Source organism: Ktedonobacter sp. SOSP1-52 (assembly GCF_016587395.1).
This window is the reverse complement of record NZ_BNJH01000002.1, coordinates 274,078-293,823: the sequence shown is the minus strand read 5'-3', so window position 1 is coordinate 293,823 and position 19,746 is coordinate 274,078. Positions and strand designations below refer to the sequence as shown.

General features: G+C 53.7%; 15 protein-coding genes and 1 pseudogene. 8 read left to right on the top strand and 8 right to left on the bottom strand.

The genetic code is table 11. The features are described 5' to 3' along the window. Positions 1-141 precede the first annotated feature (141 nt). A complete protein-coding gene (gene rsmG / locus JMJ16_RS17000; RefSeq protein WP_201383379.1) occupies positions 142-846 on the top strand; it encodes a 16S rRNA (guanine(527)-N(7))-methyltransferase RsmG in 705 nt (234 codons plus the stop codon). Between the two features lie 59 nt (positions 847-905). Here rsmG and JMJ16_RS16995 read toward each other — a convergent pair whose 3' ends face one another. The 4 genes from JMJ16_RS16995 to JMJ16_RS56420 all read right to left on the bottom strand — a co-directional run bounded on the left by JMJ16_RS16995 (position 906) and on the right by JMJ16_RS56420 (position 6,806). Beyond that, a complete protein-coding gene (locus JMJ16_RS16995) occupies positions 906-2,276 on the bottom strand; it encodes an MFS transporter (protein WP_201383377.1) in 1,371 nt (456 codons plus the stop codon). A gap of 156 nt (positions 2,277-2,432) precedes the next feature. Continuing rightward, entirely contained in the window at positions 2,433-3,731 is a 1,299-nt protein-coding gene (locus JMJ16_RS16990) for an adenylosuccinate synthase (protein ID WP_007923275.1), read from the bottom strand. A 109-nt stretch (positions 3,732-3,840) separates the two neighbouring features. Beyond that, the gene (locus tag JMJ16_RS16985) at positions 3,841-5,379 is read right to left on the bottom strand and encodes a spermidine synthase (RefSeq protein ID WP_201383375.1); all 1,539 of its coding nucleotides are present in this window, start codon (positions 5,377-5,379) and stop codon (positions 3,841-3,843) included. Between the two features lie 140 nt (positions 5,380-5,519). Beyond that, entirely contained in the window at positions 5,520-6,806 is a 1,287-nt protein-coding gene (locus JMJ16_RS56420; RefSeq protein ID WP_201383373.1) for a zinc ribbon domain-containing protein, read from the bottom strand. Between the two features lie 278 nt (positions 6,807-7,084). Between JMJ16_RS56420 and JMJ16_RS16975 the strand changes: the two genes are divergently transcribed. After that, positions 7,085-7,432, top strand: coding sequence for a hypothetical protein (locus JMJ16_RS16975; RefSeq protein ID WP_201383371.1), 348 nt, complete (start codon positions 7,085-7,087; stop codon positions 7,430-7,432). On the opposite strand, the gene JMJ16_RS16970 is transcribed toward JMJ16_RS16975, so the two are convergent. Together JMJ16_RS16970 and JMJ16_RS56045 are read right to left on the bottom strand one after the other, a co-directional pair. Next, a complete protein-coding gene (locus JMJ16_RS16970; RefSeq protein WP_201383369.1) occupies positions 7,405-8,670 on the bottom strand; it encodes a PD-(D/E)XK nuclease family protein in 1,266 nt (421 codons plus the stop codon). The genes JMJ16_RS16975 and JMJ16_RS16970 overlap by 28 nt on opposite strands. Positions 8,671-8,896: 226 nt before the next feature. Then, positions 8,897-9,028, bottom strand: coding sequence for a hypothetical protein (locus JMJ16_RS56045; RefSeq protein ID WP_255553222.1), 132 nt, complete (start codon positions 9,026-9,028; stop codon positions 8,897-8,899). A 310-nt stretch (positions 9,029-9,338) separates the two neighbouring features. Between JMJ16_RS56045 and JMJ16_RS16965 the strand changes: the two genes are divergently transcribed. Together JMJ16_RS16965 and JMJ16_RS57145 are read left to right on the top strand one after the other, a co-directional pair. Next, positions 9,339-9,902 carry a GNAT family N-acetyltransferase gene (locus tag JMJ16_RS16965; RefSeq protein ID WP_201383367.1) on the top strand — a complete coding sequence of 188 codons (564 nt, stop codon included), beginning with the start codon at positions 9,339-9,341 and terminating at the stop codon, positions 9,900-9,902. Positions 9,903-10,259: 357 nt separating this feature from the next. Then, positions 10,260-11,287, top strand: a pseudogene (locus JMJ16_RS57145) (acetylxylan esterase). A gap of 10 nt (positions 11,288-11,297) precedes the next feature. Here JMJ16_RS57145 and JMJ16_RS16950 read toward each other — a convergent pair. Further along, complete coding sequence (locus JMJ16_RS16950) at positions 11,298-11,768, bottom strand: Mov34/MPN/PAD-1 family protein (RefSeq protein WP_201383363.1); 471 nt, start codon at positions 11,766-11,768, stop codon at positions 11,298-11,300. 311 nt (positions 11,769-12,079) lie between these two features. On the opposite strand from JMJ16_RS16950, the gene JMJ16_RS16945 reads away from it, so the two are divergent. Further along, positions 12,080-15,217 carry an alpha-mannosidase gene (locus tag JMJ16_RS16945; RefSeq protein ID WP_201383361.1) on the top strand — a complete coding sequence of 1,046 codons (3,138 nt, stop codon included), beginning with the start codon at positions 12,080-12,082 and terminating at the stop codon, positions 15,215-15,217. Positions 15,218-15,328: 111 nt separating this feature from the next. On the opposite strand, the gene JMJ16_RS16940 is transcribed toward JMJ16_RS16945, so the two are convergent. Next, positions 15,329-16,000, bottom strand: coding sequence for an HAD family hydrolase (locus tag JMJ16_RS16940; protein ID WP_201383359.1), 672 nt, complete (start codon positions 15,998-16,000; stop codon positions 15,329-15,331). Positions 16,001-16,191: 191 nt separating this feature from the next. Between JMJ16_RS16940 and JMJ16_RS16935 the strand changes: the two genes are divergently transcribed. The 3 genes from JMJ16_RS16935 to JMJ16_RS16925 all read left to right on the top strand — a co-directional run bounded on the left by JMJ16_RS16935 (position 16,192) and on the right by JMJ16_RS16925 (position 19,737). Continuing rightward, a complete protein-coding gene (locus JMJ16_RS16935) occupies positions 16,192-16,470 on the top strand; it encodes a hypothetical protein (RefSeq protein ID WP_201376347.1) in 279 nt (92 codons plus the stop codon). A 5-nt stretch (positions 16,471-16,475) separates the two neighbouring features. Further along, positions 16,476-17,759, top strand: coding sequence for an ATP-grasp domain-containing protein (locus JMJ16_RS16930; protein ID WP_201383357.1), 1,284 nt, complete (start codon positions 16,476-16,478; stop codon positions 17,757-17,759). Positions 17,760-18,459: 700 nt separating this feature from the next. Then, the gene (locus tag JMJ16_RS16925) at positions 18,460-19,737 is read left to right on the top strand and encodes a family 16 glycoside hydrolase (RefSeq protein WP_201383355.1); all 1,278 of its coding nucleotides are present in this window, start codon (positions 18,460-18,462) and stop codon (positions 19,735-19,737) included. Positions 19,738-19,746: the final 9 nt, after the last annotated feature.

The window sequence follows — 19,746 nt, the reverse complement described above, 5'->3', positions numbered from 1 at the left end:
CTCCTGTGCCTGATAAGAGAATGTGACGCTACCCGGTGGCGAGAAGTCATTCATAGCAACATCTTGCATTGTCGCAGGGGGACCAGTATACTTTTCCAGGTGAATATGGCGAATAATCAAACAGGAATAGAAATCTGAATCATGACAAATGTTTTTCAAGAAGGCTTGCAGAGGTTGGGGTTGAGTGGAGAACTGGAGGCGGCGTTTTTGCGCTACCGCCAGGAGTTACTGGAGTGGAATACGCGCTTCAATCTAACAGCCATTAAGGATCCGGAAGAGGTAATGACCAAACACTTCCTGGACTCGCTCTCGCTGTTAGCGATCTACCCCCAGGATGAGACCACGCTGCTCGATATTGGCACGGGACCTGGCTTTCCCGGTTTGCCGCTGAGGATGGCGCGTCCACACTGGCGTGTGACCCTGGTCGAGGCCACCAATAAGAAGGTCACTTTTCTGCGCCATATGGTTGACGTGTTGGAATTGGAGCATGTCGAGGTCATTCATGGGCGTGCCGAGGAGCTGGGGCAGAAGCCAGCCTATCGCTCGGCGTTCGACCTGGTGACGGCGCGCGCAGTCGCGGCGCTTCCAGCCTTGCTAGAGTATTGCGCGCCCTATTGCCGGGTGGGGGGAGCCATTATTTTGCCAAAGAAGGGCGAGCTACAGGATGAGATGGCGCAGGGAAAGCGCGCTGCGGCCCAGGTAGGAGCTGTCCTGGAGGCGGACACATTGGTTGACCTCCCTGGTATCAATGATGGGCGTCGTTTGCTCACCTGGCGCCAGCAGAAGCGCTGTCCCGAACAATATCCACGCAGCGGTGCCGCCATGGCTAAGCGCCCACTGGGTTAGGTCGTGACACTGTGCTTTCAGTTGTAATATTACAGAGCGTAATGATGCCATCATTTGAATTACCTTGAGAGGACGGGCGCATCTCCACTGGGTAGAATCTCGATCTCGCTCATGGTCGGAACTTTGCTCGGTGGGATAGTAATTGTGCTGGTAGCGAGCACCGTGTCGCCTGGTAAGGTAACATGCTTGAAGGTTTGCCACATTGTGAAGTCATAGCCAATCTCCAGGCAACTGGCCAGGAGGATGGGCAGGCCCAGCGCGAGGAGCGGACCAACCATGAGCGTGCTCGCGGCGAGGGGACTGAGCGCCACGGCTGTGCTCCGGGCCACGGTTGCGAAGCTGGCGGTGGATGTGCGCTCCTCGGGCGTGACCAGGGCGGCGGTAAACGCCTGGCGGGCTGGTACATCGATTTTTGAGAGTGACTGGCGTAGGAGCAGGCAGAGCGCGGCCAGAAAGTAGGTCGGCATACAGGCGACCAGGAGCAGAAAGACATTCGAAATGAAATGGGGCACGAGCATGGTCTTCAGCAGGCCGTGGCGTTTCGTCAGGTAGGGAGCGAAGATAAGTGAGAGGGCCGCGAACATGTTGACGCCAAAGAAGAGCATTCCAAGGGAGCCGAGCGAGGCACCGAAATGCAGGCGAAACCACAGTGATAGCATGGTCTGCACTGCAAGTCCACCGGCGAAAGAATCGAAGGCAAACAGGGTCAGGAGCAGGATTACGACTCTGCGTATACGTGGCTTATAGAGAAGCTGGGTATGTTTGTCCTGCTTATCCAATTTCTGCGTATATTTCTGCTCAAGCGGTAGCTCGGCTTTGGGCGAGAGACGCAGGAAGAGCAGGGCTGTACAGCCAGCCAGCAGCCCATAGAGCGCGAACAGGCCATGTGTACTCATGTGTTCGCTAATGCCCAGAGGCGAGAGGACACTGCTGATACCCACAAGCAATCCTCCCAGCGCACCGGCTAGCTGGGCCGTCAGGTTATAGTAGGTATACAGGGAGGTATAGCGTTTTGTAGAGGCCGACTGGGCCAGAATCGCTTGTTCAACGCCACTGAAGGGCGTATTATCATTGGTTGAAGGCGAGATAGTGCCACAGAAGGCGGCAAGCAGTAGGAGAGGGTAATACTGGGTTGTGGCAAATACCATACCGGTGAGCATCATCAACAAGGCTGAGAGAATGAGCAGCCGCTTGCGACCAAGGCGATCTGCATAGAGCCCCATCACGCAACTAAAGGTGATTGAGCCAAGAGCCGCGACAGTGAGCAAGATGCCAACATTCAGCGGTGAAAGACCAGTATCCGTCAGGAACACACCCAACAGAACACTGGTAAAGCCGTAGCCAAAGGTGCGCAACGCGCGTGCCCAGATGACCAGGCGCGTATCCGTAATGGGTAACAGGAGGAATAGGCGATTTTTCGTTTTTTGCATATAAAATACCTTCCCGTGGTCTTATATGCATTTTAATTGGATCAAGAAGTATTATATTTCTATCATTGTGGGGGAGCTATTATTTTGCCAAGTGATTGGGGGTTGGGCCTTGCTCCCTATGCGCCAGGAGCTGTGAGAGGGAGCAGGGCCAGATTGTTAGCGGGACGTGGATTCAAGCACATCTTGTAGCTGAATGGTTCTCCCGCGCTGTGGGCTAACCGAGACCATACTGACAGGGGTCTCCAGGAGTTCTTCCAGGCGCTTGAGATAGGCTTTGGCTTCGGCGGGCAGCTCTTCATAGGTATTGATATTGGTGGTGCTGGTCTGCCAGCCAGGGATCTCTTCGTAGATGGGTTCGCAGGCGGCCAGGTCGTTGAGTGTCGCAGGAGGGGTATGGATAATTTGCCCGCGTAAGTTATAGGCGGTGCAGATTTTGATGATGGGGAACGTATCCAGGACATCGAGCTTGGTAATAATGGCTGAGTCCAGGCTGTTGAGTTGCGCAACGTAGCGCCCGGCAACGGAGTCGAACCAGCCACAGCGCCGGGCGCGCCCTGAGCGTGTGCCATACTCATGGCCGCGTTCGCGCAGAATCTGGCCGATATCGTCAAAGAGACCGGTTGGGAGCGGCCCGCTGCCAATACGCGTGGTATAGGCTTTGTAGATCCCGATGATGCGATCAATAGAGCGAGGTGGTAGCCCTGCGCCAACGGTGGCGTTTGCCGCCATAGTGGAGGAGAAGGAGACGAAGGGATAGGTGCCAAAGTCGACATCGAGGAGCGCGCCCTGCGCGCCCTCCAGTAGAATAATCTTCTGCGCTTCCAGCGCTTCCTGGAGCATCTGTTGCGTGTCGGCTATGTGGGCATAGAGGCGCTGGCCATAGGCAAAATATTCTCCATGAATCTCTTCCAATGAGAGGGGAGGCTGACCGTAGATCTGAGTGATCATGCGGTTCTTCTGCTGGAGAATAGTCGCAAGCTTGGCGCGGAAGGCGTCGACATCCAGCAGATCGGCCATGCGGATACCATTGCGAGCATGTTTGTCGACGTAGGCGGGTCCCATGCCACGATAGGTATTGTCAACGACCTCGCTGCCGCGAGCCTCTTCCTCCAGGCGATCAAGCACAAAATGATAGGGCATAACCAGGTGGGCGCGCTCACTAATGTAGAGGCGAGAAATATCTATGCCCTGGCTTTGTAGGGTCTCCATTTCCTGGATTAAGGCCTTGGGATCGACGACCACGCCATTGCCAATGATACAGGTCGCGTTGGGGTAGAGAATGCCGGAAGGCACAATCTGGAAGGAAAACTCGCCTTTCTCATGAACCACGCGGTGACCTGCATTGGTTCCTCCCTGGTAACGCACGACAAAATCGGCCTTCATCGAAAGTTCATCAATGATCTTGCCTTTGCCTTCGTCTCCCCATTGTGCTCCAATAATTGCAACTGCCACCATAGTGATGTTTCCTCTTTGCTTTCTTTGAGTCTCTCGCAAACAAAAACTGGTATGCGCAACGCTTGCCCGTGTTACCTTACATTACGCCTCCAGTGACTGTCAATAGCCATCAGGGTTGTCCTTGAATATAGCTGAGCAAGAGTTGGTCAGTAAGCTCCTCAATTGGTGCGCGGTCGTCGGTGAAGACGACTCCATTGCCTGGCTGCCCTTTTTGGACGACGGGCAGGACTTCATTGGCGACCTGTCCTAGCGTTGTCGCTGGATTAACTTGAGAGAGCTGTGCTCGAAACGTCTCCATTGAGGTGGGTTGCATCGTTGCCATGACGACCGTGTTGAATGTATTTGGTACATTGAACACATACACGCTTGGGTATACCGTGCTCATAGTTGCTACAATAGATTGTACCAGACGATAGTCGGTCTGTGTATGCCCTGTGTTCAATGTGACGACTCCCTGGGGAGAGAGATGGCTGCGCACCTGGCTGAAGAACTCTTTGGTGGTAAGCTGAAAGGGAATATAGGGCTGCTGGAAGGCGTCGATGACGACTTCATCATAGGTCTCGTGCGTGGTGGCAATATAGGGCCGCCCATCTTGCACATGCACATGTAGATTGGGCTCATTCATGTCGAAATATTTACGCCCCACGTCTACGATCGCGGGATCAATCTCAACGCCATCAATGGGGACCGGGCCATACACCTGGGTAAACTGGTGCGCGATGGTCCCGCCAGCCAGGCCAACAATGCCTACGCGATGCAATTTATCAGGCGTAAAACCCTTATTGAAGTAGGGGGCAGCGAGAAAGTAATCCCAGTACCAGCCAGTCAGAACGTGCGTCTTATCGGGATAATAGACCGAGTGAATGGCCTGTCCCTCGTTGAGGATGAGCTGGCGTGTGCCATCTGGCTGCTGAACAACCTGGATATAGTTGTACAGTGACTCCTGGTGGTAGATCAGGTTAGGAATTTGCTTCAAGGGTCCCAACTGCATCAGCAGCGTCCCGATCAGGGTGGCTTGTATGATTACCGCCAGGGGGCGCCAGATGGGACGGGGCTGCATCTGCCAGAGGCCCCAGAGCGAGGCGGCAAAGAGCAGCGCGGCAAAGATCAGGAAGGTGCGGCGCACACCAAAGGTAGGAATAAGCCAGAGCACAGGCAAGAAGGAACCCAGGATGCTGCCGCAGGTCGAGATGGCATAGAGCGAGCCACTGATGCGCCCGCTACGTTTGACGTCACTGGTGACCAGGCGGATAGCAAGCGGTGAGACGAGGCCCAGCAGGGTCACAGGAATGGCGAAGAGCAAGACGGCTCCCAGGAGCGAGCCGAGGAAGGCGCTGACGGAGATATGCTCAATAGCATCAACCGACCATGAGAGCACACTCTGACTGATAAAGGGAATCAAGGCTGTGGCGACTGCGGCGCTGGCGGTAATCAGACAGAGTACGCGCTCAGAGGGGTAGCGATCGGCCACGCGCCCACCCAGGAAATACCCGGTGGTGAGATAGATCAAGATCAGCCCGATCAGGACCGCCCAGATATAGAGCGAACTGCCAAAATACGCTCCCAGGAGACGCGATGCGCACATCTCCAGCCCCAGGCTGGTCATGCCGCTGATAAAGACCAGGATGATAAAAAAGGACCTTTTCAAACTGCTGCTACCTTTTCCTTCTATGCTGCTTACTTCTTCTCCGAAAACCTTGAGCGTTTATCCCCGAATGGGGAAGAAGCGCTAGTCACACAAGTGACGCGTGCCTCCGAATGGGGGTTGGGTTTCGGAATAAGATCTTACTATGCCGCAGGTGGATTGGCGAACTGGAATGTACTGAGCATGGGAGCGAAGGCCTGGCCATTGAGGGCATCAAACAGGTCGTCCTGTGCTTGTTGTTCGATAATATAATTTTTGCCGTTGTGATTGGTGGAGTAGACAACCACGCGTTCGCGCGCGGCTGGATTCTGATCTGATTGATAATAGGCTATGGCCTGGACCCAGGTCTCTCCGCCAATGGTGGTCGCGCTAATGCTCGATGGTGGCGTATACCCCGCCTTGGCGCCAAAATTGGTCTGGAGATCGGCGCCAGCCATGTCACTGGCCGAAGACGCTGTAGCCTGGGCCGACTTATAAGACGTGAACTGATCTGGCGCTCCTGGATTGGTGAACTGTATGCCCGCTGCATTGGCGGCGGGAGTGACAGACCAGCCCGCGGGGTACTGGGTCGCGAAGCTAAAGGCTTTACACTGCGCGTCGCACCAGGCAAAGCCCGGGTTGGGCGGTGGTGTGACCGTCACCGCAGGTGTGGGACTGGGCATCGGGCTGGGTGTAGGGGACGGCGTGGGTTTGGGCGTGGGCGCCTTTGTCGCCGTTGCTGTTACCTGTGCGCTTGGGCCTGGATGCGCGCCCTGGTTGGCAAAAACGGCTATAAGCCCAACAATGCAGACAAGTACCAGTCCCGCGCAGGCCAGGGCGATGAATAGCGGAGTATTGTTGTTACCCGTGCGTGGGGGCAGCGCTGGCGTTGGATTGAACTGCGTCTGATTTCCATAGGAACCGCCACTCCGCGGCTCTGGATAGCCTCCGGGACTGCTCGTACCCCCTAGATGAGTGGAGTTTTGCTGGCGAAACTGAGATGGGTGAGAGCCAGGATAGGACTGAGTAGGGTTTGGGGCTGCTGGCTGCCCACTTAAGAACATTGGTGTGTGGGGAACGGGCTGTTGGTACTCCTGCCCCGGAAGCGCTGACATGGCTTCCGTGGCATCACGATAGAAGCCCGTCTGCTGCTGTTGTCCTGGCGATGGTAGCGCCCCGGTTCCAGGGGGATATGGAATGCCGGATTCAGAGGCTGAATTCGGTGTTGATGGTAGTGGTGTGGGCCGTAGACCGGACTGCGAGAGTAATCCCGAACGCAACGGTTGGGAGGGGTTTGATTCAAATGGCAGTTGTGTGTGGTAGGTATCATGGTTTGCATGCGAGGGATTGGAATTTGTCAATCTTGTCGCGCTGGACCTTACTGCTGCCCCGCACTGTCCACAATAGACCTCCTCCTGGCTTACCTCATTGCCACACCTGGAACATCTCATGATGATATCCTCGCTCCTGGAATTCTCTGAATTTGGACCGGGTATTCTTGGAGCTCATTATAGCGTATTTGCTTTCATCTGTACAATGGCATTGTTGCTAGTAACAAACACTGTGCTGGATATGCTAGACTATAGAGCAGTTCCCCCGTTCTTTGCGTAAGACGCTTTTTATGGTCTTATTTCTGTTTGCTATCTAAATACAGCTTACTTGCAAGGTTTATGATGAAGGGCGCGAAGACTGTAAGATGTTATTTATTTGTTGATGAGGGAAAGATGCAATGCACACTCCATGGGGAAAAGCCCAGACAAAACAGCAGCTTGATGAGGGCGTATACTGGGTTACAACGGCGATACATGGTGGTCTCCTGATAGAGAAGGAGCGTGCACAAGCGTTGCTCAGTACCAGGGCATGTCGTATTGGGATGCCCTGGAATGACTTTCTCGCTTTCGAGCAAGAGCATGCCATGATGGTGGTGTTTTATGAGCAGCCCCAGCTCTATCCCTGGATTGAAGAAGAGCTCAGCGCAAAGCTGGCTGAAGACGCCTTACGCCTGCGTTATCCAGACTATTTTGTAGGCGAGAAGGCCATAAAGAAGCTCTATCTGAATGAAGACGTCTCCCACTGAATGGTATTTTTGAAGGCGGCGAACGAGGCCCGGGCATGCGTGTAGCATTCTTCCGAGGTGAGCATGGCGTTCCCAACCTGTATGCGAGGGTTGGGGACCGCCAACGGGCTTGTTTTGGCGCAGTCATGATCTGGCGCTTGCACAGCATAGCCGCTTTTAAGCGCCCAGTCGAGATAGAAAATGCAATTGGTCATGGCTTGCAACGCGCTTTGAAAGTTTGTTGGACAGAGACGGTACTGGCAACTATCATTGAGATTATAAATGATGAGATCTAGTTCCTGATGCAAGGACATTCGAATATCCTCAAGCATGCCTTTCTCGGTCTTGATATAGTCAAGCACATTCCAGCGGGTCTGGAATGCGAGCCAGTAGACCATCAATTGCATGGCATGAAACTCGTTTGGCTGCGCGTTCGCGGCGTATTTCTCGTCTCGCTCTTGCTTCTCAGCCAGGCCCGCAAAGAGGCCTGGTAGCGGCTCGTCTTTTCGCTTGCGCACCCCCAGTCCCTTCTTAAACTCAATGATGGCGGGTCTCTGGCTTACAGATCCGCCCTGTTCCAGGCATTGCATGCGTACCTGGTCGAACTCGCCGACCAGCCCTACATGGCCTCCCCAATCTGTATGGCCCTCGAAGGTATGCCTGGTTGAGAGCAGTTTTAGCTGGAAGCGTTCCGAAGTCGCCAGAACGGTGGCGCCAGTGATCGCGAGTTCGCGTTGATAGAGTAAAAGGGGATGGATGATAAGGGTATAGAAGCGCCCTTCATGCGCGCAAAGCTCTGCATAAAACATGGCCAGGCGGAGCTTGCCCGCTGCCTGTAGCGCGCTGAGCGCCTCGGTATGGAGAAAATCAACGAGTTCGGAGGGGTGGGTGAGGAGGGAGGCTTGTTGTTCTTCAGAGAGTGTGCCTTTGGGTTCATGGAGCAGGTTGATGAGTGTATGGAGAAGGGTACCAACCAGGCGGGGATCAGGTTCGCCACCTGAAAAAAGGCCTTGCTGGCGGACCATGGTAAACTGCCTAGGCTCTTTAGGCCGCCGTTTACGACGCTGTTCGAGGGAGCAGCAAGGACACTCCAGGTAAGAGGCCAGGGTTGAATAGCTGACGGGATTGAGAACGAAGGGATTGCGGATATGTTGGATCTTAAACAAATCCGCATAATTGAGACTTACATATTGTGGAATAGGCTGCGTTGCAGCCTGAGAAGCCGTGAGAATGCTTAGTGTATTGGTAGTGTGCTTCATGCCTCGCCCAGTAGAATCTAGAGGGACGATACCAGGATACACTACAATATATTTCTCATATATATTGTATACATTTATTTATTCAGTTTGTCAACCATCTCAACTAGATAGTGCAAGAAAAAATATGAGATTCTAATACATGAAATCGCGAAATTCTAGAGAAATTGTGCTGTAAAGGCTTTTTGGTGTCCGAGTTCTCTGCTTTTGTTGTGGACCCATTGTTTTTTTAGGTAATGATGTCCTTGACAACGATATAGCCAGGATCGCCAGGAACTTCTTTGCCAAGCAGTTCGTTACCATGACTGGCTACCTCAGTGATAGAAGGGACCTGTTCCAGGCCTACTAATCGAGTCTCCATAGGCAAGCGTCTCCCTTTTTGCTTTTCATCCTTTATTTATGGTACGGGAGATAGCTGGTCAATAGCGCGAAGGTTCGACGATTTTTGATGCGAAACATAGGAAATTGGCGCGAAACATAGGAATCGACCATTGAGGATCTGGAGAAACCGCTCCAGAGGCGGATTGTTTCACACCGTTTTTGTAAATTCGGGAGGCCAGCGCGCTGCGTATCTCACGCATTACCACCACATGCTTTTGGAAGGAGAAAAAAGAATAGCGTATACTATTCGCATGTTTATATCGAATACGCTTGAGGAGAGTATAATCATCATGGGCTTAAATATCCACCTGCACACCTTTCCGATCTTAGAAACAGAACGCCTGATCTTACGGCAACTCGCAGCAACGGATGCGCAGGATTCCTTCCTCTTTCTGTCCGATGAAGAGACTATGCGCTACTACGATCCAGCCCCGATGACACAGCTCGAGCAAGTAGAAAAGAGTATTGAACGTCATCGAAGGCGTTTTGCTCAACATGAAGCACTACGCTGGGGCGTCACATTGAAGGGTGAGAACAGGGTCATCGGCAATTGTGGATATTCATGGGATGTCGATAATCGACATGCAGTTCTGAGCTATATTCTCTCAAAACACTACTGGAATAAAGGGATCATGACAGAGGCCCTGACCGCGATTATTCAGTTCGGCTTCGAACACATCCACTTGCATCGCATTGAAGCGCAGGTTGCATATCCCAATCTCGCTTCCGCACGCCTGCTCGAAAAGCTCGGCTTTCAGGAAGAGGGACGCCTCCGTGATCGTCAATATGCCAACAACCAGTTCGTTGACGAAATAATATTTGCGCTCATCAACACGAACAACGTGGACGGGTAAATTTCCCCTTGATTTACAAGTATAGGGTGACAAGACAGCAGTCTGAAGGTTCGACAATTGGCATGCGTATTCAATCCTTCGGCCCTTCTTCTGTCAGAAAAGGCGGGAATTTCCCGATCATCAAGCCCCTGAATTTACAAATGACGAGTGCTGTGATCCGCTGCTTGAGTCATGTATTCAGGCGACCAATGCTTGATTCCCAACATTCGCGCCCAATTCCCACATTTCGGCTTAAAAATCGTCGAAACATTCAGCCAAATTACCAGCATAGCTTAAGAATGAATACGCCAAAGGCAACGCCGCACGCCATAAGGCCTTCCAGGTATTGTATACTGGAAAAATGTTTGCCTGTCATCGATGCAGGCATCTGTGTCATGCCCACATAGTATCTTGTTAGAGGGAGATCTTTACATGATCGTTGATATGCCTCTCGCGGAACTTGAGCAGTACCGTCCCGCGCTCACCGCCTCAGCCGATTTTGATGCCTTCTGGCAGGCGACGCTGGCCGAAAGCGATGCCCGACCCCTGGACGCCCAGTTTGAAGTCCAGCCCTATGTTGTCGACCGGGTAACGGTCTATGATGTGCGTTACAACGCGTATGATGAGCGGACGCGTGTCGCGGGATGGTACATTGTGCCGAACGAAGGCTATCGCCTGGAGAAAGATGGCAAAATCCCGACGATTGTGCAGTATCATGGGTATTCAGGCGGCCGGGGACATATCGCGTCATATCTACACTGGGCCTTACAGGGCTACGCGGTATTGACGGTTGATACGCGTGGCCAGGACGGCCAGACGCCCGATAACTACCCCTATTCTGGCGGTGGCTTCGTTGGTTTTATGACCAAGGGTCTCAGCGATCCGCGCGAGTACTACTACCGGCATGCATATATCGATTGTGTACGTGCTATTGATGTTGTGCGTTCGCTCCCCGAGACTGGCGACATTATCATCACGGGTGGAAGTCAGGGGGCGGCCTGACCCTGGCAGTGGCGGCGCTGGCTCACAACAAAGGAATTGTCGCGGCTATGCCCGATGTGCCTTTCCTCTGCCACTTCCAGCGCTCTATCGAGGTGTTTGGCGCGGGTCCCTATCACGAACTTGTGGACCTCTGGAAGCGACGCCCCCACACGGTCGAAGTGAGTTATCAAACATTGAGCTATTTCGATGGAATGAACTTTGCGCCGCGCATCACTTGCCCGGTCTTACTCTCCATTGCCCTGCTGGATACGATCTGCCCACCCTCAAGCGGGTTCGCCGTCTATAACCATCTTGGTGGTGAGAAAGAGCTCAAAGTCTACCCGTTTAATGGCCATGAGGGCGGGAGCGTCATTCACGATGAAGAGAAATATCGCTTTGCGCGCAAGATGTTCCAGCTCGCATAAGCATGCTTTGTTATTGGAAAATGATCTCCAGGCGTTGCAGGCCCTCGCGCTCATAGTGAAAATAGCCTAGCAACTTCTCGTTCGCCAACTCCTGGGTCTGGTTGAAGGGTCCGCAGACAATCAGCCAGGCCCAGGGAATGCCCTGTTCAGCGTTGACGCGGCGCATGTTGTCGCTATCCGTACTGCTGGCCTGAGCATAGCCTGTTGGGTGACTGTGGTAGACCCCAATGAGTCGTCCCGGATAGCTCATCTCTACTGTTAAGAGTTCTTGAGGGTCAAACTCGAAGTAGACAGGCGAGTTTGCGGTATTGGCCAGTGGATGCGCGTGTTCTATACACCAGTTGCCCTCCTCATCCATGATCCCCAGGAGGGCACCACAGGCTTCAATATGTGCGCGCTGATGCACATCTTGATATATCTCCTCCCGAGCCTCCTGGCTGAGGATGATATGGGTATGGGAAGAAGGTTGCTGCTTTTTCATGATGGTGTTGATTCTACTACTTTTCTAATAGCAAATGCCACATAGCGAGCGCATATCCGTTTGATGAAAGCTTTGTCCTTTTAAAGGCAATAGCACAGATACTATAGCATATCGACCAAGCGTTGATTGCTGCCTTGCGGGACTCGATGCTACAATATTCGCACACGAACCCCAAATCCTTCTTACGCGAAAACCAACCCACATTCGGGGGCACAGCGCCACTGTCGTGGCTAGCGCTCCGTCCCCATTTGGGGGATAAACGCTCAGGTTTTCGAAAGGAAGTAATGGGAAAGAGAGGATAGAAAACATTTATGCCGCTTACCGAGAAAAAGCTAAGGGCTGCGATTAAGCGTATGGCTCAAGCGATGGAGGGACCTCGCCGTCAACTCCAACCTATTCTGCATGCTCCGGCTACTGGTCCAATGACGCCGCCTCCCCCTCCAGATGATGCGGCGTGGCAACCTTTAGAACTCGGCCAGGTGTGGGGACGTAAACACGCGACAACCTGGCTACAGACCTCCGTGCAGGCTCCTGACTCGTGGCAAGGCCAGGCCCTCGTGCTACAGTTGCATTGGCCGCAGTCGGAGGATGATGCTCTGTTACTGCGCCTCGAAGCGACGGTCTTTCTGGATGGGCAGGCCATCGGCGCCTTTGACTGGCGCCACCGACAGTTGCTGCTGCCGGTGCAGGTAGGTGATGGGCAAGCGCATCAGCTCATGATCCAGGTCTATACCTATATCCCGCTACTTTTTGAGGGTTTGACGTTGCATGCGCGCAATGAAACGGTATGGCAACTCTATCATACGCTGCACACAGTCTTTGAAGCGGCACTGTCGCTTGACGAAAATGACCTTGTGCGCCACACCTTCATTGAACGCTTAAATCAGGCGCATACGCTGCTTGATCTCCGCGAAGGGTATGCGAGCGCGCGTTTCATTCAATCGGCTCAATCGGCCTTAAAGCTTCTCCAGGAGCAACTCGCGGACGGCTTGAACGCGGGGACGCGCCCCCATATGATTGTTACGGGACACGCGCACCTGGACCTGGCCTGGCAATGGCCGTACTGGCGCTCGCACCAGAAGATCTCCCATACGCTCGCTAATGTGCTGAGCTTGATGGAGCGCTATCCCGACTACTATTATGCCCATAGTCAGCCCCAGGCGTTGCAATGGGTCAAAGAAGATCTGCCTGAGCTCTATGAGCGGGTGAAGCAGCGTATTGCGGAGGGGCGCATCGAACTGGTGGGCGCCATGTGGGTTGAGGCCGATTGTAACCTGACTTCGGGCGAATCGCTGGTACGCCAGGTGCTGCACGGCATGCGCTTTATGGAAGCGGAATTTGGTTATGCGCCACGCTATATCTGGCTGCCGGATGTCTTTGGCTATAGCGCGGCTATGCCTCAGATCATGCGCGGCTGTGATATCCCGGTCTTTATGACCACGAAGATCAGTTGGAACCAATTTAATCGTATGCCATGCGATACCTTCCGCTGGCGTGGCATCGATGGGACAGAGGTGCTCACGCACTTTGTGACCGCGCCCGACGTCTCAACGGTCAGCACCTACTATACCTATAATGGTCCCTTCCGCGCCTCGGATATCTGGGGAACCTGGAAGAATTATCGCCAGCAGCAGATCAATGACGAATTGCTCTACCTCTGTGGTTGGGGTGATGGTGGTGGTGGTCCCGAAGAGCATCAGCTTGAGCGCTCGCTTGTACTTCGTGACTTGCCAGGCTTCCCCACGGTGGAGATGGGACGCGTGGATCGCTACTTCGATGATCTCTATGAGCGCGTCTGGGAGCATCCCGAATTGCCAAATTGGGTGGGCGAGCTCTACCTGGAATATCACCGGGGAACCTACACCTCGCAGGCACGCACCAAGCAGGGCAATCGCCGGGCCGAACTCTATCTGCGCGAGGTTGAACTGCTCAATGCCTGGGGAAGCCTCTATGGCATGCAAACGCGCCAGGAGCGCGTGAATGAGGCCTGGAAACTGGTGCTACTGAATCAGTTTCATGATGTCCTGCCCGGCTCGTCGATTGCCGAGGTCTATGAGGACGCCTTGCGCCTCTATCAGGAGGCACACGCCATTGCCTCCGAGGTACGCGACGAGGCTATTGCCCACCTGGCCAGTTCCCTGGGCTGGAGGGCGGCACAACCAGGCTTACTGAATACGCTTCCCTGGGAGCGCACCGATCCCGTCCAGATCGCGCTGACTGCTGTCGACGCGGAGACGCTGCCAGAGGGACAGCAGGTGGAAGACTGGGACGGCCAGAAGTATCTCTTATTCGATACGGTTAAGGTCCCTTCAATGGGCTTTGCCACGCTTGAGGCCGCTGAAACTGGGGCATCGGAGAGTGCCTGCCGGGCTTCTGTGGATGCCAATGGACAGATTACCCTCCAGAACGCCTACTATGAGCTGAACTTGACGGCAAACGGCGAGATTGAGCGCCTCTATGATAAACTGGCTGAGCGCGATGTGCTGGCGCCGGGGCAAACGGGCAATCAGTTGATTGCTTTTGAAGATCGTCCTTTGAACTTTGATGCCTGGGATATCGATCTCTTCTATGAAGAGAAGCCTTATCCCTTGTTGGAGGCGGCGAGCGTGCGCGTGATCGAGGAGGGTCCCATCCGGGCGACGGTTGAGGTGGTGCGTCCCTTCATGGCCTCACGTGTCACCCAGCGCATCTCTCTCTGGCGTCACTCGGCGCGTATCGATTTCGTGACAGAGATTGATTGGCATGAACACCAGACCGTCCTGAAAGCCGCCTTCCCCGTGGCGATTAACAGTGCCCAGGCGACGTATGAGATCCAGTTTGGGCATATTCAGCGACCGACGCATCGCAATACTTCGTGGGATATGGCGCGCTTCGAGGTCTGCGCCCATCGCTGGATTGATCTCAGCGAGAGTGGCTATGGCGTGAGCCTGCTGAACGATAGCAAGTATGGCCATGATGTGCATGATAATGTCATGCGCCTGACGCTCTTGAAGTCTGGCGTCAGTCCAGATCCAGAGGCTGACCAGGGGTTGCATCGCTTCACCTATAGCCTCTTGCCACACCAGGGAGATTGGCGCGAAGCGGGTGTGGAGCGCCGCGCGTATGAGCTAAATGTTCCGGTGCTGCTGGCGCAGGGGACGACCCAGCCCATTGCTGCCAGAGCAACGTCGTCGGCTTCATTCTTGCAAACCGACTGCCCACATATTATTGTGGAGACGGTCAAACCTGCCGAGGATGGCGATGGTCTCATCGTGCGTCTTTATGAAGCGCACAATCGGCGTGGAAAGGCCACTTTGCGCTTTGCCTCCTCCATCGTCTCCGCGCAGGAGTGTAATCTGCTGGAGAAGCCACAGGGAGAGGCACAGTATGAAGGCAAGACTCTGTCCTTCGCCGTGCGCCCCTTCGAGATTAAAACCTTCCGTGTCCACCTGGCCTCGGAAGAGATCTAGAACTCCATTGTAGGGTCCATGCTAGCCTAGCATGGACTCCGAGCGAAGCGACTCCCCCACGCCTGGGTGTCGGCCTGCGGGCCTCGGAGTCCATGCTAGCATGGACCCTACCTAGTTTTTCAGGAATTGTTCTGTAGTGTAGGTGCGTAGGTCGGCGATGGTGGAGACCGTGATGGTTGGTGTAAAGCCCTCGGGTGGGTTGGCATGTGCATACTTGCCTTGCCTGACGAAGACGGTCGTCAGGCGCTGGCCTAGAATGGCCTTCGTTTCATGCAGGATCTGAGGCTTGTCATCGATCATCACAAAGTGGTCCGCCGGATAGCGTGCAATGATTTCGTCGAGGTGCCTCTGTTTATGCCCATAGATGAGGACTCGTCCTTCGACGGCCTGGGCCAGCCCGCTCTGGTGAATCTTATTATCTTGAAACACCTGGTCGCCATCTGAGACGATGACCGTTGTTCCCAGGGAGCCCAGATGGGTCAGCGTCTCCAACGTATGAGGATAGAGCCGCTCGTCAAAGGGATAGTCGTCAAATATGGCATGTGCGCGTTTATAGGTTTCGGCGTTCATCTCTGTAAGAGGTATCTCTTCACGCAGGCGCTCCAGTGTAAGCGGGATATCAACGACGCTTTTCTCCTCGCGCACCTCTTCATAGACTTCCCAGAAGCGTGTGTTGAGCTTCTCGCCGAGAAGATTTTGTAGCTGATCAAAAAGATCTTGTTTGACCCTGTCATTATCAATGAGGGTATTATCAACATCTATCCAGAATGTAAGTGTAGACATGGAAATCTCTTTCGTTTCTTATAGTTGTTATGGTATTAAGCTAATCATTCGCCTTTCTCTGATGTATTCTACTACGAAAATGTAATAATGTGGTGTGTAGATGACAGCTTTTGGCGCGCGAAATTGTTTTCATAAGAGCTGGTTGCTGCTATGATAAGCTAAGCATAGGAATCCGCACGAGGTTTGGAAGCATGAAGGTCATCTTTCGCAGTAAAGATTTTGCCAGCATTGATGGTGCTGGCCTGGGTTTTAACCATCGTCGTCCGATGACCGCGCCCTGGCACTACCAGGGACGTGTGCAGCATAGGAACTGGCAGGGGGCCTATGAATGTCATTGGGAGGAGAGCCAGAAATCGGCGTTGTCCTCCCAGGAACTTCTCTGGACGGTGCGCGGCGATGCGCGTCTCTTCGGGCTGGCGGCTGCCTTGAAATCAAAGGGTCTTGTTGTAGATGTAGAGCAGGATGAGTAACGTCTATGAGCAATGTACGTAGTATGCATGCAAGTGAAGAGGCCCCAAAGCGTGTTCTCTTGCTTATGTCTCCCTCAACCTATCGCGCTGGTGCGTTTTTGAGTGCTGCGCAACAGTTACAACTGGAGGTGGTTGTAGGGATCGATCTTCCTGAATCGCTGGCGGACTACTGGCATGTGCCGCTGGGGATTGATTTCTCCGATACTCCAACATCGGTACGTACCATTATGGACTATGCGCGGGAGCACCCTATCACCGCCATACTCTCAGTGGATGATAGCGCCAGCGAACTGGCCGCTCAAGCCTGTGCCGCCCTGGGGCTTCCTCATAACTCGCCCGGCGCGGCAGAAGCCGCGCGTGATAAACTCTTGATGCGACGCCTGATGTCGGAGGGGGGGGCGCCCTGCCCGGTGTTCCGCGATTTTAGTTTGCAGGAAGCACCGGAAGAGATCGCGCAACGCGTAAGTTATCCCTGTGTATTGAAGCCACGTCGCCTCTCCGGTAGCCGTGGGGTGATACGTGCCAATAATCCAGCGGAGTTTCTCCAGGCCTTTTATCGCCTGAAGCGGATCGTGCTGAGCGAGGGATATGCAGAGGAAGAGACGACCTTCCTGGTGGAGGACTTTATCCCCGGGGTTGAGGTCGCGCTTGAAGGTATCCTGACGCATGGGGCGCTCAAAGTCCTGACACTCTTTGATAAGCCAGATCCCCTGGATGGTCCTTTCTTCGAGGAGACGATCTATACCACGCCCTCGCGTCTGTCTCAGGAGGTACAGCAAGCCATCGCAGACTGTGTCTCGACGGCTGCATCTTCATTGGGATTGCGCCATGGGCCGGTGCATGCCGAGCTTCGTGTCAATGAGTCCGGACCCTGGATGCTCGAAATTGCTGGCCGCTCGATAGGGGGTCTCTGTTCGACCATCCTTGAGTTTGGTTCAGGCATGTGCCTTGAAGAGCTAATTTTGCGGCATGCCATTGGCGAAGAAATTCAAACGCTTGAACGTGACACACACGCGACCGGCGTGATGATGATTCCTATTCCCTCCGCGGGCATACTCAAAGGGGTGACAGGCGTGGAGGCAGCGGCTGCTGTTCCCCTGATTACAGGCGTCGAGATCACGGCAAAGGTGCATCATCCCCTGGTGCCATTGCCAGAGGGGGCCAGCTACCTGGGGTTTATCTTCGCGCGCGGTGAAACTCCAGTCCAGGTGGAGGAGGCACTGCGGCAGGCGCATCGCTGTCTCCATTTTGAGATCCGCCGAGAGATACCCGTGCTCAGTATGCGCTAGGACGCAAGCAATTAGCGGTAAGTGCAGGAAGGTGCGATGCTGCTCAAGCACGCGTCTACATATGACGCGCATATGTAGACGCGTACTTGAGCAGCGTCGTCCCACTCTCACCCCACTTTTTTGGCGAAAAGATACCACTTATTGCTGACTTTATGATACTATAATCCCAAGCAAAAAAACTGATTAGTGTCGTGTGTCCAGCTACTGTGCCTTTTCTCCTAGATTTGTGATATATCTGGCTGCCTTTGCGATATATTTCTAGTGGGAAGAATGTTTTACGGAGGATCGTTGTATTTCCTGTGTTAAAGGGATATTTCGTACGATTTTTGTAGTATCGACCGCATTGCTATAAGTATAACCTACGCTCGTTGCGCGCTTATCTCTGGTGAGCATACACACTTCTTTGGCTTTCTCATGTGTTTCTCAATGTATGTACGTTCTTTATGAAGCAGATCAATGCAAAAAAGATGTATAGAATTCGCCAATCGACCTAAAGATACCATCTTTCAGGAGTGTGTTGGACTTTCTTGTAGATCTATGCGATACTCAGCGTTAAGCATGTCGGTTGTTATTGGAGGTTTCCATGTCCTCGTCGGTATTTAATATACAAGGACGTCAATGTCCACGCTGCGGCGCGGCATCGCCTATGAATGAGGGGCGTTGTCGAAATTGCGGATTGCTCTTTGAATCGGGACCTGCAATGGGAAATCAAGGGAATAGTGGGTCGCCATTTGGAAATAATTTTACTCCTTCAATGCCTGGACTCAACCAGGGAGGTAGCCCGGGTTGGAATCAACCGACAAATGCACCCGCTTCACTGCCAGAGAGCGGGGCCTCGCGTCCCCAGTGGGGACAATTTGCGCCCCCTCAATGGGGACAATCAGCCCCGGCGCAGGAACCAGCGAATGCAAATGCGCCATGGGGAGCACCTGCTAACGCTGCGCCCGGTTCAGGCACACAATGGAACCAGGCGCAGCCCCAAACAGGTTCTGGGATGCAGTGGAACCAACCCCAAACGCCAATGGGCTCCGGACAATGGGGACAGCCTCAGACTCCTAACGTTAGCACTGGGACCCAGTGGGGACAGAACGGCATGGAGAGCGGTTCTCCTTTCGCTGGGAATCAAGGCAGTGAGCGTCATACCGGGAACGCGATTCCTTTCTCGCCCGCTCTTGATCCCTTTGCGCTCTCGGAGCAGAAGAAACGCCCTCGCTGGGGTATGATTATTAGCGCAGTTGTGCTGGTATTGGTTGTGATTATCGCAAGTGTTGGTGGCGTGTTCATTTTCTCACATGGGGGCAATACCGGTACAAACAAGAGTACTGCGACGGTCAATACACTCAAGCCATTACCCACCCCGACCGGTAAGCCATTGTTTGCCGACACGTTTGCAAACAATAATAATGGCTGGCACCTGGAAAAGGACGCCAAAGGCGCGTTTTCAACGTCTCTGAGCAACGGCGCGCTTACTCTGAACGACAACGATAATAAGCTCTTCACCGAGACACTACCCGATAGTAAGTCATATGGGGATTTCCAGTTGTTTGTGAATGCAACGCTTAGCAAAGGCGACCCGAATCCACAGTCGGGTGGTGGTGGCTATGGTGTGGTTATTCGCGCCGCTGCGGCGCAAAACGGCTCACTGGCGACCTTCTATCGCCTTGAGCTGTATGGCGATGGCACCTATACCATTTTCAAGGGCCAGTCTGACGCGGCTAAGACGACGGTACTTGAGGCTCAAACGCTTGTGCCTAATGCCGCGAATCCGGCTATTCAACCGATGGGTAAGACCAATCAGATTGTGGTGAAGGCCAAGGGATCCACGATGACTTTCATTGTGAATGGACAGACCATTAAAACGATCTCTGATAACAGCTACTTAAGTGGTTCTGTCGCGTTCTTTGTCTCGAACCTGCCCAAGACAAAACCAGGGGCTGAGGCACGATTTACGAATCTCGCAATCTTTCCTCCTCAATAGGAGGCGAGA